The organism is Azospirillum sp. B4, assembly GCF_000333275.1.
Lineage (GTDB): Bacteria > Pseudomonadota > Alphaproteobacteria > Azospirillales > Azospirillaceae > Nitrospirillum.
This window is the reverse complement of the sequence record NZ_BACU01000145.1, coordinates 1-16387: the sequence shown is the minus strand read 5'-3', so window position 1 is coordinate 16387 and position 16387 is coordinate 1. Positions and strand designations below refer to the sequence as shown.

15 protein-coding genes are annotated in these 16387 nt (G+C 64.5%); all 15 read left to right on the top strand.

All coding sequences use genetic code 11. From position 1 onward, the window contains the following. On the top strand, positions 1-742 hold a 742-nt coding region (locus I55_RS06760; protein WP_044559737.1), incomplete at its 5' end, for a GspE/PulE family protein. Between the two features lie 34 nt (positions 743-776). Then, entirely contained in the window at positions 777-1658 is an 882-nt protein-coding gene (locus tag I55_RS34165) for a type II secretion system F family protein (protein WP_252181051.1), read from the top strand. After that, positions 1588-1950: a type II secretion system F family protein gene (locus I55_RS06750; protein WP_252181050.1), complete on the top strand. Its 363-nt coding sequence runs from the start codon at positions 1588-1590 to the stop codon at positions 1948-1950. The genes I55_RS34165 and I55_RS06750 overlap by 71 nt, the downstream gene beginning before the upstream one ends. 16 nt (positions 1951-1966) lie before the next feature. Next, positions 1967-2377, top strand: a complete 411-nt coding sequence (gspG, locus tag I55_RS06745; RefSeq protein WP_252181049.1) for a type II secretion system major pseudopilin GspG — start codon at positions 1967-1969, stop codon at positions 2375-2377. A 2-nt stretch (positions 2378-2379) separates the two neighbouring features. Continuing rightward, on the top strand, positions 2380-2808 hold the full coding sequence (locus I55_RS06740) for a prepilin-type N-terminal cleavage/methylation domain-containing protein (RefSeq protein WP_044559733.1): 429 nt from the start codon (positions 2380-2382) through the stop codon (positions 2806-2808). Further along, positions 2805-3152, top strand: coding sequence for a type II secretion system protein (locus tag I55_RS39470; RefSeq protein ID WP_044559732.1), 348 nt, complete (start codon positions 2805-2807; stop codon positions 3150-3152). The genes I55_RS06740 and I55_RS39470 overlap by 4 nt, the downstream gene beginning before the upstream one ends. Next, positions 3149-3805, top strand: coding sequence for a prepilin-type N-terminal cleavage/methylation domain-containing protein (locus I55_RS06730; protein WP_148293604.1), 657 nt, complete (start codon positions 3149-3151; stop codon positions 3803-3805). The genes I55_RS39470 and I55_RS06730 overlap by 4 nt, the downstream gene beginning before the upstream one ends. 10 nt (positions 3806-3815) lie before the next feature. Beyond that, on the top strand, positions 3816-4781 hold the full coding sequence (locus I55_RS06725; protein ID WP_044559730.1) for a PilN domain-containing protein: 966 nt from the start codon (positions 3816-3818) through the stop codon (positions 4779-4781). Beyond that, positions 4778-5335 (top strand): GspMb/PilO family protein, encoded by a 558-nt coding sequence (locus I55_RS06720; RefSeq protein ID WP_083900899.1) that lies wholly within the window; start codon positions 4778-4780, stop codon positions 5333-5335. The genes I55_RS06725 and I55_RS06720 overlap by 4 nt, the downstream gene beginning before the upstream one ends. Next, positions 5313-5819, top strand: coding sequence for a hypothetical protein (locus tag I55_RS32815; protein ID WP_049973890.1), 507 nt, complete (start codon positions 5313-5315; stop codon positions 5817-5819). The genes I55_RS06720 and I55_RS32815 overlap by 23 nt, the downstream gene beginning before the upstream one ends. 237 nt (positions 5820-6056) lie before the next feature. Next, the gene (gene gspD, locus I55_RS06710; protein ID WP_044559727.1) at positions 6057-8057 is read left to right on the top strand and encodes a type II secretion system secretin GspD; all 2001 of its coding nucleotides are present in this window, start codon (positions 6057-6059) and stop codon (positions 8055-8057) included. Positions 8058-8332: 275 nt separating this feature from the next. Further along, entirely contained in the window at positions 8333-9685 is a 1353-nt protein-coding gene (locus I55_RS34160) for a tail fiber domain-containing protein (RefSeq protein ID WP_159107125.1), read from the top strand. A 66-nt stretch (positions 9686-9751) separates the two neighbouring features. Beyond that, positions 9752-10507, top strand: coding sequence for a hypothetical protein (locus I55_RS06700; RefSeq protein ID WP_044559725.1), 756 nt, complete (start codon positions 9752-9754; stop codon positions 10505-10507). A gap of 94 nt (positions 10508-10601) precedes the next feature. Beyond that, positions 10602-11051 carry an RHS repeat domain-containing protein gene (locus I55_RS39465; RefSeq protein ID WP_376739173.1) on the top strand — a complete coding sequence of 150 codons (450 nt, stop codon included), beginning with the start codon at positions 10602-10604 and terminating at the stop codon, positions 11049-11051. Between the two features lie 177 nt (positions 11052-11228). Next, on the top strand, positions 11229-16387 hold a 5159-nt coding region (locus tag I55_RS06690), incomplete at its 3' end, for a transglutaminase domain-containing protein (RefSeq protein WP_044559722.1).

Below are 16387 nucleotides of genomic sequence, written 5' to 3'. Positions count from 1 at the left end.
GCATCGTGCTGGTGACGGCCCGACGGGCAGCGGCAAGACCACCACCCTCTACGCCGGCCTGCGCGGCATGGATTCCGCCCGCCGCAAGATCCTGACCGTCGAGGATCCGGTGGAATACATGCTGGACGGCATCAACCAGACCCAGGTGAAGCCCGGCATCGGCCTGACCTTCGCCCATGCCCTGCGCAGCTTCCTGCGCCAGGACCCCGACGTGATCCTGGTGGGTGAGATGCGCGATGGGGAGACGACCAAGGTGGCGGTGCAGGCGGCCCTGACCGGCCACCTGGTGCTGTCGACCCTGCACACCAACGATGCCGCCGGGGCGGTGCCGCGCCTGATGGACATGGGGGTGGACCCCTATCTCCTGGCCTCCACCCTGAACGGGGTGCTGGCCCAGCGCCTGGTGCGCACGCTGTGCCCGCACTGCCGGCAGCCCTACGCACTGTCGGCGGACGCGGCGGCGGCCCTGGGCCTGCCCGCGCGCGTGACCACCGTCTATCGCGCCGTGGGCTGCCCGGCCTGCACCGGCACGGGCTATCGCGGCCGCCTGGCCATCGCCGAATGGCTGCCCGTCACCGACGCGGTGCGGACGCTGATCCGCCAGGGGGCGTCGTCGGCGGAGATCGAGGCGGCGGCGGTGGAGGGGGGCGGCATGGTGCCCCTCTACCAGGACGGTTTGCAGCGGGTCCTGGACGGCGTCACCACGCCGGAGGAAATCCTGCGCGTGACCAGGGCGGACTGATCCCGTGCCTCGATTCACGTATAGCGCCTTGTCCATGGAGGGCCGCCGCAGTCGCGGCGGTCTGGACGCCGATGATGAGACCGCCGCCATCGATCAATTGCTTCAGCGTGGTCTGCGGCCCACCTCCGTGAAGGCGGAAGGCGTTTCCCGCTGGGGCCATCGTTCACCCGGTCTGACGCGAGTTGAACGTTTGTCCTTCGTCCGTGACCTGGCCAACCTGATTTCCGCCGGTATCGCCCTGGAACCGGCCTTAGGATTGGTCGCGGATCAGATGGACAGGCCCGCTGCCAGCAGCCTGGTGAGCGATCTGCGGCAGCGTGTGCGCGCAGGCGAAAATCTCGGCCGCGCCCTGGAGCGGTATTCCAAGGTTTTCCCTCAGGAGTTCGTGGGGTTGGTGGGTGCCGGGGAGCAGAGCGGCTCCTTGCCGACCGCGCTGGAGCATCTAGCTGTGCTGGAGGCGGATCGGGCACAGTTCCGCCAGCGATTGATCGGCGCCTTGATTTACCCGGCGCTGATCGCGTTCCTGACCTTGGCCGCTCTGGCCTTGTTGACCGGCTATGTCCTGCCGCAGTTCCAGGACCTGTTCGCAGGCAGCAAGGCCAAGCTGCCCACCGCCACGCTAGCCGTGCTGGCCATCGGGGACCTCATGGGGCATTACGGTCCGGGTCTCATGGCCGGCATGGCTATCGATGTTGCTGGCGCTGTTGCAGTTTTATCGGCAGGCCGACGCCCGCCTCCGGATCGATCGCTTCCTTCTCACCGCGACGGGGCCGTTCGGTCGCCTGCTGCGCGATGCCCAACTGACCCTTTACACCCGCACGCTCGCCAGTTTGCTGGCCGGGGGCGTGCCGTTGGCGGCGGCGCTGGCGACCGCCGGCGGGTGTATGGCGAACCGGGCGCTGGCCGGTGCCGCTGATCGGGTGCGCCTCGCCGTGCGGGGTGGACAGGGACTCAGCCGAGCCTTTGGAAGCGAGCCGCTTTTTCCCGCGCGCTTGGTTCGGCTGATGGCGCTGGCGGAACAAACAGCCAGCTTGCCCCAGGCTTTGCTGGATCTCTCCAAGGCGCTGGAACGGGAAAGAGCGACTGCCCTAGATCGGGCGCTGGCCTTGCTCACCCCGGCCTTGACCCTTGTTTTGGGTGGCATGGTCGGTGCGATTTTCGCCGCACTTATTTCAGGAATTATGAGTCTCAATGACATTGCGATCTGAAAAAACGAAGAAGCGGTTGGCGGACCAGAGAGGCTTCACCTTGGTGGAGGTCCTGGTGGTGCTGGTCATCATCGGCCTCCTGGGCCTGCTGGTTGCGCCAAACCTGGTCGCCCGCCTGGGCAAGGCCAAAGGGGAGGCGGCCCAGGCGCAGATCAATACGCTGGTTTCGGCCGTCGACCTCTTCTACGTCGACATGGGGCGCTATCCTACCAGCGATGAGGGCTTGGAGGCCCTTGTCGCCGCGCCGGGGGGCGACGCCAACTGGCGCGGGCCTTACCTGCGCAAGCGCCAGGCACTAATCGACCCCTGGGGCAACCCTTACCGCTACAAGGCGCCCGGCCAGCATGGCGCCTATGATCTGTTCTCCTGGGGCAGCGACAACGCGGAGGGCGGTGAGGGCGACGCCCGCGATGTCACGAATTGGTAGACGTGCGCAACGCCGGTTTCACATTAGTGGAAATCCTGGTGGTCCTGGCGATCATCGGTATGACGGGTAGCGTGCTGGCCCTTGGACTACAGCGCCGCCTTCCGGGTTTGCGCCTGGAGGCGGCGGTATCAGCCTTGGAAGAGGAACTGCGCAGCCGGCAGGCCGATGCCGTGATATTGCGTCAGGAAACGACATTCTCCCTCGGCGACATGCAAGGGGGGAAGGGAGTAGCTCATGGTGGCCGTCTGCGCCGCATCGCGGCCGTGGATTTGCAAATCGTCGGTGCTGATCCGAGCTTTCCCAACACCATCCGGTTTCTGCCCGGAGGCTGGTCACAGGGCGGCCGGCTATTCCTGCGTGAGGCGGGACAGGAGAAGGTTATCCTGGTCGATTGGCCTCTGGGCACGGTGCATACGGAGAGCCGGCCATGAGGGCGTCGCGGGGGTTCACGCTGTTGGAAATGCTCATTGCCCTGACCATCTTCAGCCTGGTCACGGCGCTGCTGATGCAGAACGCCTGGTCAGGCGCCTGGGCGGCGCGCCAAGCTTGGACCGAAGCGGCGGCTCTTCGTCTTGCTCAGTCCTTGGCGGTGGCAGGCCCAGCGGTGCCGGTTGTCGGCGATCGGCCCGACCCCATCGTTGGCAGCCTGCCCTTTCGGATAAAAGGCGAGCCTGTTCAGGACGATGACGCGACCTATCGTGTGACTGTGTCCGAGCTCTCGGGGGGCCCGCTGGCGGTGGCGACGGCGCGGCCCCCGTGGGGGAGGTGGCCATGACAGCCCATCTTCCCTACCCGGCTGATCAGCGGGGCATGACTCTGGTGGAGGCCCTGGTCGTATTGGCCCTGCTGGGCTTGCTGGCCCTGGCCGGCGTGGAACTGCTGCCCATGATGAGCAGGATGTCGGATCGTAGCGGGGGGCTGCAGCGCGGGACCGCCGCATTGACCCGCGCGCATGACTTTATTCATGCGGCGGTACAAAGCGCCCTACCCGTGGCGGCCCTCGGTAGAGCTGCTACTGGCTTGGCACCGCTGGTAGCGGATGCTACCAACCTGGAATTGCTGACAGCCTTGCCGCCAGGCCTGGGCCGGGGTGGACTGTATCGCGTGACGATGAGGGTGCAAGGTCCGCCGGACCATCAGGAGCTTCATCTGCGCGTGGCTGGGCTGCGGCCGGACGCGCTGGCGACGACGGACGGCGTCCTGGTGGCCGATGTCTCGCGGATAGCCTGGTCCTACTTTGATCGCCAACAAGGCAGCTGGTCTGACCGCTGGACGCGCGCCGACGTCCTTCCCGATCTGGTACGCCTGGACGTGAAGGCGACCAGTGGCGATTGGTGGCCGCCGATGATCGCCGCTCCGATACGGGGGGGCGGGATATTCTGCGAATTCGATACCATCGCTAACGTTTGCCGCGGGGGTGGGCAATGAATCCCGGCGCGTGCTGGCTTTGGCGGCTGCTCTGATCGATGGCCTTGCCGAGGGGATCGCGGCGGCGCTCCCGAAAAAATTAGCGCGTTATTTCGGGCTGCTGCCCCAGCGCTTGCATCTGCCGCCGGGGGCGATGGGGCCTATGGGCTTGCCGGCGCGGGAGCCTGTCACCCTGATCCTGAACGACATCGACGTCTACACGGTGGACCTGCCGTTACCCCGCGGGATCGGTGTCGACCCGTGGAGACAGGCGGCGATGCTGGCTCATCGCTATATGCCTTTAAGACCCGAGCTGCTGGCCTGGGATTTAGTGACGGTACGTGAGGCCGGCCAGTCGGTCGCCCGTGTTTTCATGGTGCGGCGCAGTGTCCTGGCGACGGCACTGTCGACCGGTGGCCGTGTCGTTGCCATTACCGCAGATGGCAGTGGCGTCCGGCCGCAGTTCCTTCGCCTCGATGGACGGCGCATACGGCGGCGGCTAGGGCGAATGGTAGCTCTTTCGCTCGTCGTCATTCTCACGGTGCCGGCGGTGCCCTTGTTCGCCAGCTGGATCCTCGATCAGCAAACCGCGCACATGGAGCGGAAGCTCAAAGCCCTGACTGACGATGTCAAAGCGGTCAACCACCTACGGGACCGGCTGGGCATGCTGAGCGCTGTGCTCAATCGCGATGGCGACACATTGGCACAGCCGTCGCGGCGCTCACTGCTGGATGAGGTCGCGCGGCTTCTGCCCGACGATGCCTGGTTGCAGGATTTGACGCTGCGGGCGGACGGTCTTGTCTTGCAGGTCAACAGCCCTGATGCCGATGCCGTGCTAGCGCGCTTCCGGGAAAGTCCCGTCTTTAGCGCGGTGCGGTTTGTGGCTCCGCCAGATCCAGGCGCCTCCCGCTTTGGCCTTTCGCTCACGGTCGCGACCGGGGTGGATCGGCTGCCGGCAGCGGAACAACCCGCAATCGACGGTGGAGGAGCACGATGATGGTGCGTCCGTCATCGCAGTCAATGTCATTGCGGCCAGGTTTTGTCCTGGCCTTTGTCCTTGGTGCGATCTGCGCAGGCGCCTACGGGTTAGCTCCGCCCCTCTTGGAAAAGGTGTCCGAAGCGATGGAGCGGCGACAGGCCCGGGCGGCTCAGCTGGCCACGGCGAAAGGTGTGGTGGCTCAGCGCGGGGAACTCGCGCGCCGGGTTGGGGTGCTGGAGCAGGCGGTGGATGAAGGGGCGCTGTTCCAGAAGGGGCTAAACGCCGACGCCATGCAAGCGACCTTGCGCTCGGCCGCTTCAATTGGTGGTGTAACCATTCGGGCGCTGAATGCCAGCGTCGAGCCGATTGGCGAAAATCGGCAGCGGCTGACCTGCCGGCTGAGTCTGGAGGGCACAGCCGAAGCGGTCAACGCCGCGCTGACGCAAATTGAAGCGGTACAGCCCCGACTGCTGCTACGGGAAGTTCATGTTCAACCCGCCATCACCGATGGGTTGCCGACCCTGATCCTGGACTTGGAGATCGACGCCTATGCCGACCTTGCCAATCCTTGATCGCGGGGTGGTGGTGCTGGCTGGCATTGGCATGGCCGCCGGTGCCGCCATGGCGCTGGCCGGTATCTTGTCCGTCCCCAAGCCGGTGGCCGCCATTATCCCGCCGTTGCCGCCAGCGGCAGCCGTTCACGGCCAGCCGGCCACTCAACCTCTGGCCGAGCCGGGAGAGGCCGTGCGACGTCCGCCGTTCTCCCAAAGCCGTCGCCCGCCGCCGCCCAAGCCCGTCGTCCCGCCACCCCCGGTCCTGATCCCGGCACCGGACCTGCAGGTGACAGGCATCATCGCCGGCGTCAGCAATGGCATCGCCACCGGCATGGACAAGCGTGTTCAGAAGCCATTCCGGCTGAGGACGGGGGACGCGCTGGGGGAGTGGCGGGTCGAGGCCATCACCAGAACCAGCTTGCGCCTTCGCCATGAAGGCCAAGTCCAGGACTTCCCACTCGTCATCCCGCCGCCCATCACCCCGGCACCGCCCCCTAGGTAAAGCACCACCATGATCCGTTCATTCCTCACAGTCTCACTGTTGACCACGGTGGCGCTTGCCGGCTGCTCCGGGGCGCCCGAGCGGGCCGCTACCAGTGTCCCTTTGCCGTCGGCACCCGCGTCCACGCAAAAAGCTGGGCCGGACACGTCGCTTTTTACGTCCGCGACACCGGCTCCCTCCCGGCAACCGCCACAGACCATCAGCGGCACGGGGGAGTTCGTCCGTCCGGCGGGTGCCATGCGCGGCCTGGCCGGAAGCGAGGGGGAGCCGATCGATGTCAACTTTGTCAACGCCGACGTTCGCTCAGTGCTGGATGCCGTCCTTGGCGGCATGCTGAACCTCAATTACACGGTCGATCCCAAGGTCCAGGGCCAAGTCACCATCCGCACGACCCGCCCGCTGCCCCGGGCGCAGGCGTTGGCGGCGATCGACGCCGTGTTGCGGGCCCAAGGGTACGCCATCATCCCGGGCGATGGATTCTACCAGGTGGTCCCGGTTTCGGATGCCGCCGCCCAGGCGCCATTTCAGCGCCTGTCGGCCGCTGAGCAGGCGGCAGGCTTCAGTACCGCGATCGTGCCGGTGCGGTTCATCTCGACCGCCGATCTCGACAAGATCGTCCGCCCTCTGACCCGGCCCGGCCTCATCCAGCTGGCGGATGCGGGTCGCAACATCTTCATCGTCAGCGGCACCGCCCGGGAAATCGAATCCTTCACGCAACTGGTCTCGAGTTTCGACGTGGATTGGCTGGCGGGCCTATCCTTCTCGCTCTTCACACTGCAATCGGTCGAACCGGCCAAGCTTGAGGCTGAGCTGCGCCAGGTCCTGCAGCTGAACAGCAGCCCCCTGCAGGGCATGGTGGAGTTCGTGCCGCTGCCGCGGCTGAACGCCCTGCTGGTGGCTGCCAAGCGGCCGGAATTCCTGGCCACCATCGGCCCATGGGTCGAGCGACTGGACCATACCTCCACCGAGGGAGGGCGCATGGTCCATTATTACGAGGTGCAGAACGGGTCCGCGACGGAACTGGCCGCGTCCTTGAACCGCCTGATGGGACGGGGAGGCGGATCGTCCAGCGGAAGGGACGAGGGTGGCCGTTCAGGCGGCCGCGGTTCCATGGCATCGTCCACGCCATCCGAGTCCTCTTCTGGAACCGGCTTCGGCTCCTCCTCGCGTGGCACGTCGTCCTTTGGCGGATCCTCCTCCAACGGCTTTGGCTCCAACGGCTTTGGCTCCAACGGCTTTGGCTCCAGCGGCGCCTTGAGCACCAGCCCCACCAGCCCGCTGTCGGTTGCGCCCGCCTCCGCTTCCGCCGGGGACATGGGCGGGGACGGGGAGGGCATCCCGGAGCTCAAGGGTGCCAAGGTGGTGGCGGATGAGCGCCGCAACGCCCTGCTGATATATGGCACCGCCAGCCAATACGCGATGCTGGAACAGGCCCTGACGCGGCTGGACGCCCAACGTGAGCAGGTGCTGATCGAAGCGACGATCGCTGAGGTCACGCTGAATGATGACCTGAATTTCGGCGTCCAGTGGTTCCTGGACCGGGGCAGCAGCACCGCCGGCTATGGCACCGCCGCCGCCATTGGCGCCAGCTATCCCAACTTCAACTACACCTTCCTGACGCCCAACACGCGGGTGGTGCTGAACGCGCTGTCCAGCGTGACGAACGTGCGGGTGCTGTCGGCCCCGCGTCTGATGGTGCTGAACAATGAGACGGCGCGTCTGCAGGTGGGTGACGAGGTGCCGGTGGTGGTGCAGCAGGCCACCAGCACGCTGACCAGCGACAGCGCCGTGGTGAATTCCATCCAGTACCAGAATACCGGCGTGATCCTGGAGGTGACGCCCCGCATCAACCATAGCGGGGCCGTGGTGCTGGACGTGAACCAGGAGGTCAGCAGCGTCGCCACCACCACCACGTCCGGCATCGACAGCCCGACCATCCAGCAGCGCAAGATCAGCAGCATCGTCAACATCCAGGACGGGGAGACGGTGGCCTTGGGCGGTCTGATCAGCGACACCTCCAGCAAATCTGGCAGTGGCATTCCCTATCTCAGCGACATTCCGGTGGTGGGCAAGTTGTTTGGCAGCACCAAGAACAACCATGGCCGGACCGAACTGCTGGTCTTCCTGCGCCCGGTCATCGTCCGGAATGTGATGCAGGCGCGGGAGGTGACCGACGCCCTGAAGGCCCGCATGAACCAGTTGGAGGCGCTGTCGGGGGCGAATACGCCGGTTCGTTGATGAGAATCACGGTGCTGGCGGCATTGGTCATGTGGACTTCGGAAAGGAATGGCCTACCCATGGCATTGCTATGGAGGCTGAGAACGGCGCGCGAGGGCTGGTTCAATGCGCGCCAATGGCCGAGGGTTTGGGGACTATTCAAATAAACTTGGGGGAACATCGATATGTCGGTTTGGGTGGTATATAATCTTGGCGATATTTGTCTTGGCCGGGCCTTGGGCGGAGTCCCGCGGCCCCCTTCTTCTGGGGCCAGGAGGCGCCTCTGGGTTGCCGGTATGATGGTGGCGGGGGCCAGCCTGATGGCGGGTACCGCATTGGCGGATTGCCCGACATGGCATGTGCTGCAGAACGGGCAGACGGCCAGCGCCACGGATGTGATGGATAATTTCAACCGCACCCTGGGCTGCCCCAATTTCACGGGCAATGTGGGGGTCGGGGTAGCCGCGCCCTTGGCGCCGGTTGAAATCGCGCGAAACACCGGCACGGGCATAGAGGCGCCGCTCTTGCGTCTGAATGCCGTGGACACTCAGCCCAACAACGGCGCCAGCATCCTCTGGACCAACGTTGGTGATGCCAATGCCCTCGCCAAGATCGCGGGCCAGGATGCTGGTGGCTATGGTGGTATGCTCACCTTCTCCACCAAAGCTCCCGCCGGTGGAACCGCCGGCAATCCGGTGGAACGGATGCGCATCGACAGCTATGGGCGCGTCGGGATCGGTACGGCAGGGCCGAACGCGCCCTTGGAGATCAGCAGTGACACTGGAAGTGCAACCGAGGCGCCTCTGCTACGATTGAATTCAGTCAGCGGCAATACGGGGAACGGTGGCAGCATACTCTGGGTCAATAATGGTGATGCGAATCAGCTTGCCAGGATCTATGGCGCCGATAGCGGTTCATGGGGCGGTGACCTGATTTTGGCTACCAAGGCAAACAGTACCGGGCCCAGTGGCAATACTGTCGAGCGAATGCGCATCAATAATGCGGGAAGTGTCGGTATAGGCGTGTCGGCCCCTTGGAACATGCTGCATGTTCGTGGAGGTGCGCCCCAAATAGCGGTTGATGGCGAAAACCAGTCATCCATCATGTTCAGGGTGCAAGGCGGGGAAGCCTGGGACATCGGCACTGACTGGTCTGGCCAGAGTATAAGGAATTTCTTTATTTTCGATGCGGCCACTAGATCGGTGCGCCTGATAGTAAACCCCAATGGCAATGTCGGTATTGGCACGACCGCGCCGGCCACTCGGCTGGATGTGGCCGGTGTCGTCAACGCGTCTGGCGGCGTTACGCAATCTTCAGACGTGCGCTTGAAGACCGATATCCAAAGCCTGCCCGACGGCGCCATCGGTCAGGTGATGCACCTTCGCCCGGTCACCTTCCGGTGGAAGGCGCCGAAGGATGACGCCATGCAAGGGCGCCAGACCGGCTTGATCGCCCAGGAAACCGAAGCGGTCCTGCCGGACGCCGTGCTGACCGCGAAAGATGAGGCCGGGACCAAGTCCATCAAATACAATGAAGTGATGGTCACCATGCTCAAGGCCGTGCAGGAGCAGCAGAAGGAGATCGCGGCGCTGAAGGCGCGTGTGCAGCAACTGGAGGCGCAGACGGGGGCGAATGGGTCCGCCCACTGATATGGATCGCGATGCCGGCGGCGTACTCGCCAGGAGGGGCAGCGGGGCTATGCCCTGCTGCTGACCTTGTTCCTGCTGGCCGTCGCCACGGCGGTGGGGCTGACGGTCGTGGGCAATGGCGTGGCGGCGCGCAAACAGGCGCGGGCGGGCTCCGTCGCCTTGGGCGCGGAGCAGCGCGCGGCCTTGGCGATATGGCGAGTGCTCGACAGCGTCGCCGCTTCCGGCAAGGCGCCCGTTTCGTCCAATACGGGGCAGATCGCGGTTGAGGGTCGGATGGTTGGCTTCACCGTGATGTCGGAGGCGGGGCGCATCGATCTCAACGGCTTGTCCCGGCGCGCGCTGGCGGAGGCGATACGGTCCCTTGGCTTCGCGGAGCGCGAGGCGATGGCGGCGGCCGACGCCATCGCCCAGTGGCGGGGCATGGATCCTCCGGGTGCCGATGGCACGAACCTGGCGATGGACGGGCGGACTGCCCTCTGGTCGCTGGAAGATCTGGATGCCATTCCCGCCCTGGGCCAGGATGTGCGATCTTGCCTGCGCTTATGGGGAACGGTTCATGCGCGCGGGCCCTTCCTGGGCAAGGCCGCCCTTGAGGGGCGCGATTTCGCGACGACGGGCTTCGGCACCGGCGGGGGCCTGGTGGTCGGCTCCATGATCCGGGTGGTCAGCACGGACCCCGTGACCGGAGGAGAGTTCCGGAGCGTCGCGCTGTTTCGCGGCAACCAGACCCAGCCGCTAGCCGATGGCGTCACGCGAAGCCCATGGCTTATCCTGGAATGGATGACGCCAACCGGCGGGGCAGGCTGGCGCTGCCCATCGTAATGCCGTGTCGCTACCAGCCGGGCCGGTTTATCTCACCGCTCCTTACATACAGATTTGTTCCGCCCCGTGCAGGGTTGCTATTGTCGCACATGCCATGGCAAATTGGTTGTGTTCAAAAAAGCGTAAGTTCGGCCTGCGTGTAACCCGAAACTTGCGCTATCGCCTTTTGCCATGCTTGGGGCCCCGTAAACGGGAATTGCATGCGGGAGGCTGTCACCTTGGCGGGGATCCGCCCGCCCTCGGGGTTGTGGGCGCCTGGGAATGGCATTGGGGGCATGGGAAGATGAAGCGTTCAGGGTTTATGCCGCGATGGTCGCGTCCGGTCCTATTCGCCGTAGCGATGGCGCTGATGGGGTCCGTTCCGGTGAACGCGTCTAGCGTGAGCTATCAATACGACGCGCTCGGTCGTCTCATTTCCGTGAACTACGGCTCCGGCAAGGTGGTCACGTACACCTATGACGCGGCTGGGAACCGGATCTCAACAGTCGTCACCTCGCCCGCAAATGTGTGGGGCTCATTCACCTGGGGTGCCGTCACCTGGTAGAGCTCTCGATTTCTAATTAGAATATAGAAATCTATAAATAAGAAATGGTCATAAATGCTTAAAGTATCTTCGGCTTTGGCCAAATTTTCGGTTTCTTTATTTATCTCTATTTCATTGTGGACCCTACCCACGAGGGCTGACACCCTCCCATCGGTAAAGATCGGCACCGCCGCCCTGATGGATCCATCGGTGGCGGAGGGCTATTACAATGGTTTGCCCGATACGGCCTCCAATGGCTTGGGCGCCTCCGCGCGGCCCAATGAGATCATCGAACTGGCGACCGCGCTGCGCAGCGACCCGGACCTGATTTACGACTACGTCCGCAACAACATCGACACCACCTTCCTGTACGGTCTGCAAAAGGGGGCGATGGGCGCTCTGGTGGACAGGGCGGGCACGCCATTCGATCAAGCCATGCTGATGGTGGAACTGCTGCGGCAGTCCAACATCACCGCCAGTTATCAGGCTGGAACCATCACCCTGTCCGGCCAGCAGTTCAAGGATTGGACGGGCATCGACAACGCCAATGCCGCCTGCCAGCTGCTGGCCAGCGGTGGTATCCCCGCCAGGATCAACGGCGGCGTCAACGCCGACTGCAACTACGGCGGCGCGGCGGTGAGCCAGGTGCAGATGGCTCATGTCTGGGTCTCGGCCAACGTGGGCGGTGGCACCTATCTGTTCGATCCCAGCTATAAGGGGCACACCTGGTACGACGGGATCGATATCCCGGGCAACGCCGGCCTGGGGTCCGGCCAGCCGCTGAACCAGGCGTCATCGGGCATGGAATCGTCCAGCGCCAACGGCGTGCCCTATGTGCGCAGCCTGAACACGGGTTCCCTGAACGCCAACCTGGGCGCTTATGCCCAGAACCTGCTGAACGCCATCAACGCCAACGTGTCCGGTGCCCACTTCCAGTACATCATCGGCGGCGGCGTCATCGCGCGCCAGGAAGGACCCGTCAGGCAGACCTCGCTCCCCTATGGCGCCAGCGCCAGCCATACTTGGGGTGGGAGCATTCCGGACAAGTACCGGACCAAGCTACAAGTCACCCTGGTGAAGCCCATCACCAATTACGCGGCCGCCACGGTCACGGATACGCTCATGTTCGATCGGACACTGTTCGTGGACGAGATTTATGGGCGAAAGCTGACAATCGATAGTAATTTTTCCGTCGGTGGCACCAATCTTTCGGGCCTGAATACATTTTCTGTTCAGTTAAATTTGACCGACGAATTTGGCAATACCCAACAGTTGGCCAATAATAATACGAACGAGCTGCTCTGGTATGGTCGGGTCGGGACGCTGACGCTCAAAGCCACCCACCCTTACGCCATGGCGGCGGATGGTAGTGCCAGCCCAACGGGTGGTTACATGACCGCCACCATGTCCCGCACCATCACGATGCTGACTCCGCTGACCATCGTTCATGCTTGGGGTGATGTCAGCAGCAAGGGGCTGATTGATAAGTGGGGATCACGCATAGATAAGCCGTTGCCGACGACGCCCCGGTTCGGGTGCGAGGACTGCGGCAACGATTTCCAGAGCAGCGCCGGTGACGGCACCCGCGAACAAATGGCCGCGACTTGGATAGTGCAATCGTCCAAGGCGGCCCTGTTGCATGCGGCCATCGCGAAGTCGGTCTACAGCCATCACCATTCCATCGGCGTGGTCACCGCCGACAGCCAGATCGCTGTCATCGATAATGACAAGCAGTCGACGACGAACCAGCTTTATTATTACATCAACGATAATTTTGACCGAGTTGACATCGAGTCGGGGATCAGCCTGACCAGCAAGACAGCGGACGCGCCCCGACGGCGTGCGGGCCTGCACGCCATTGCCGCCACGCTGGAGGCGCTGGAGGGGGCGGCGGCCGCACAGATTGCAGATCTACCGGACACGAATTCGACGGCCACGCGCTTCGCGTGGGGGAATGCGCCGCCATCCGGTGAGGACCCCTCGAATGCGGGTGCCCGCCGCTTCTATGACTTCAACAACGCTAGCGCGGCGAACCAGGCCAACGGCCTGGCCAAAGTTGAAGGGCGGCTCTGGACCGCTTACACGGGTGCCGATAACGGGGTCCATTACCGCGCCAACGTCAACATCGGACAGATCGAGGCGCAGGGACGGGCCGGCGCGCTTTCGGGCGCCATAAGTAAGTACGCTGGGGCTGGTTTCGATGTCGTGGCGTCCGAGGACGCGTTCCTGGGGCCGGGCGGACGTGCAGGCGCAATGATCTATCACGACATGACGCCCGTAGGTGGAGGACAAGGGGGGACCGTTATCGGAAATTCGCCAGACGAAGGCCCTCCGGATCCGAACGATATACCATCCACCAATAGTTACTATTACACCCACCGTGCCAGCGAGCAGCGCGGCGGCGCCTTGGTGGCGACCCGCTATAATGGCGCGGATCCCGTGGAGATCGCCCACATCGTGGTCGGCGCCACGATCAATGCCAAGGGTGGAGGCGGCGGCGTCCAGGCGGAGCATCTGGCGCAGTATGATCCGTCGCAGGCGGCCGATCTGCTGAAGGCCCGCTTCGTCGACCGGTCCAAGATGTTGGGCGTGGATCTGAAGTCCGGCAGCTTGTCGCACATCAGCCCCGCCAGCCTGACGGTGGGAAGCGGCAAGTTTCCTTACCAATTGAGTGGGCAGCTGATCTGGCGGGGCGGCGAACCGGCGCCCAGCCGTTTCGGTCCGATCATCCACACCCAGCCCCAGGCGCCGTGGACGACCAATTGGAACAGCATGGCCACCATTTCCTCCAGCGCGCTGGAGATGATGCAGGATGGCGACATTCGTGCGATGGCGACGACCGTTGCCGCCTTCGCCGCCATGCAGGACGTGTATTTGGCCAGTCCCAGCACCCAACGTGAGGTGACCGGCGTCCTGATCGGTTCGTGGTGGTTGTCCCAGATAACGGGTAACGTCATCACCACTAACGTCGGTGTCGATACCAGGCAGTTCGTGCGTCTGATCGATGGCAGCTGGATCAGTCCCGGCGCCGGGCCGGCCGCCAGCCTGACGGTGACGGGCGCCCGAGTCCCCTATATCAACACGGATTGCATGCAGGCGACCAGCCCGATGCCGCAGACGCGGGGGTGGAACACCAATGGCATGTCTATCAAGGTGCGCAACCCCAATGGGGATGTGCAGACCTTCAACCAGTGGAGTTTCGGTTACCGGGGATCAGAGGCGACCTGCGCCAGCCTAAAGGGCTTCCGGCTGGAGAACTGGACCTTCCCACAGGGCGTGACCATCACCCTGACTTACGACAGCGGGACGGGCAGCCGGGGTGTGCCCGAGCTCTTGTCGGTGTCCAACAACCTGGGCCGCCAGATCAACTTCATCAAGAGCGGCGACGGCGGCTTCACCAACAACCTGACGGGTGCTGATTTCCGCCAGGTGACCGTCACTAGGGACGATTTGGATCGCTCCGGCACGGTGACCATCACCGGCACCAACTGGGACGTTTACCAGTATAAGGCGCGGGTGGCGTACGATCGCTATCTGCTGGACCAGATTTACTACCCGACACGGTCGGACAAGCCCTTCCTGCAATACAACTACGACCTGTTGCAGCGGGTGGTTTGGGCCTTCGACGCCCAGGCGCTGCAGGTGGGGGACCGTGGCGCCTGGGAATTCCGCATCGCCAATGGCATCCGCGGCTGGCGGGGGGGGCCGAACGGCAGCGGCCGGTACGAGGTGATGTACGACACCTACGGCATGCCGTTCCGCTATATCGATGAGCTCGGCCGGACGACGACGGCGCTGTATGACGGTCGCGGGCGGGTGACGGAGTATGACTACCCCGCCGGGGGGAAGCAGCTCTTCGGCTATGACGCGCGTAACAACACCACGGACATGTGGCGCATCTCCCGCCCAGGGTCGGGCCAGGGGCAGACCTATGCGCATGTGGATTGGCACGGCAGCTTCGCCAAGCCGACGCACGTGGTGGACGCCCGGGGCAATGTCACGGACTTGGCCTATGACGGCACGACCGGCCTGCTGACCAGTCTCACGGGGGCGGGGATCGCGGATTCGACCTGGAGCATCACGACGGCGCTGACGCGCCCGGTGACCACCTTCCAGTATGATTCCAAGGGTCGCATGACGCGAACCCAGAACCCCACGGGCATGCTGACGGACTTCGAATACGACGGCGTCAACGGCAGCCCGACGAAGGAGATCGTGGATTCCGGCGCGGCGCGGATCACGTCGACCTTCGGCTATGACGCGCTGGGCCAGGCGACGACGGTGACGGACCCGCGTGGCCAGGTGGCGACGACCACCTATGACTATGGTGGCCACCCGACCTCGGTGGACCTGCCGGAGTGGGCGCGGACGGAGTGGACGTACAACGCCAACGGCTGGGTCCTGACGGAGCGCCAGGCCAAGAACACCGGCCATACCGACTGGTCGACGGTGACGACGACGTACACGGCGACGGGCCAGAAGGCGACGGTGACGGACCCTGCTGGCCAGGTGACGACCTACGCCTATGATCCGGTGGATCGCCTGGTGCGGACGACGGACCCGCTGAACCGGGTGAGCGTGACGGATTACGACGCGGCGGGGCAGAAGCTGCGGGAGCGCCGGGCGGTGGGCACGGCGTTGGAGCAGGTGTCGGCGGCCTACACCTATGATCCCGACGGTCTGGTGCAGACCATCACCGACCCGCGCAACAACGTGCTGACCTATGTCTATGACGGGTTCGGCCGCGTGGCGTCGCTGCGCTATCCGGACGGCGCGTCGGACAGCTATGGCTACGACGCGAACGACAACCAGACCAGCTTCACGCAGCGGGACGGGACGACGTCGACGTCGACCTATGACGCGGCGAACCGGCTGCTGACGGTGTCGCGCCCGGGCCTTCCGGTGGTGACCTATGGCTATGACCTGATCGGGCGGCTGCGCATGCAGACATCTGGCTCCTCATGGATACGCCAGATGATCTACGATGGCGCGAACCACCTGACGCAGGCGACGTCCTGGATCCCGCGCCCCGGCACCGGGGAACTGGGGATGAGCATGCAGTTCGGCTACGACGCTGCGGGGAACCGGACGTCGGTCAAGTGGCCGGACGGGGCTGTGGTGAGCTGGGCCTACGACGGCCTGGCGCGGGTGACGGACGTGACGGAAGGGTCGTTCACCTGGGCGCACTACACCTATGACACGCTGAGCCGCAAGACGAACACGGTGCGGGGCCCAACAGCGGGGCCGGCGGTGAGCTCCAGCGCCTACACCTATGACGGGGCGGGCCGGCTGGCCACCCTGGGGAACGGGTGGAACGGCGGCGTGGTCAACTACACCTACGGCTACGACCTGGCGGG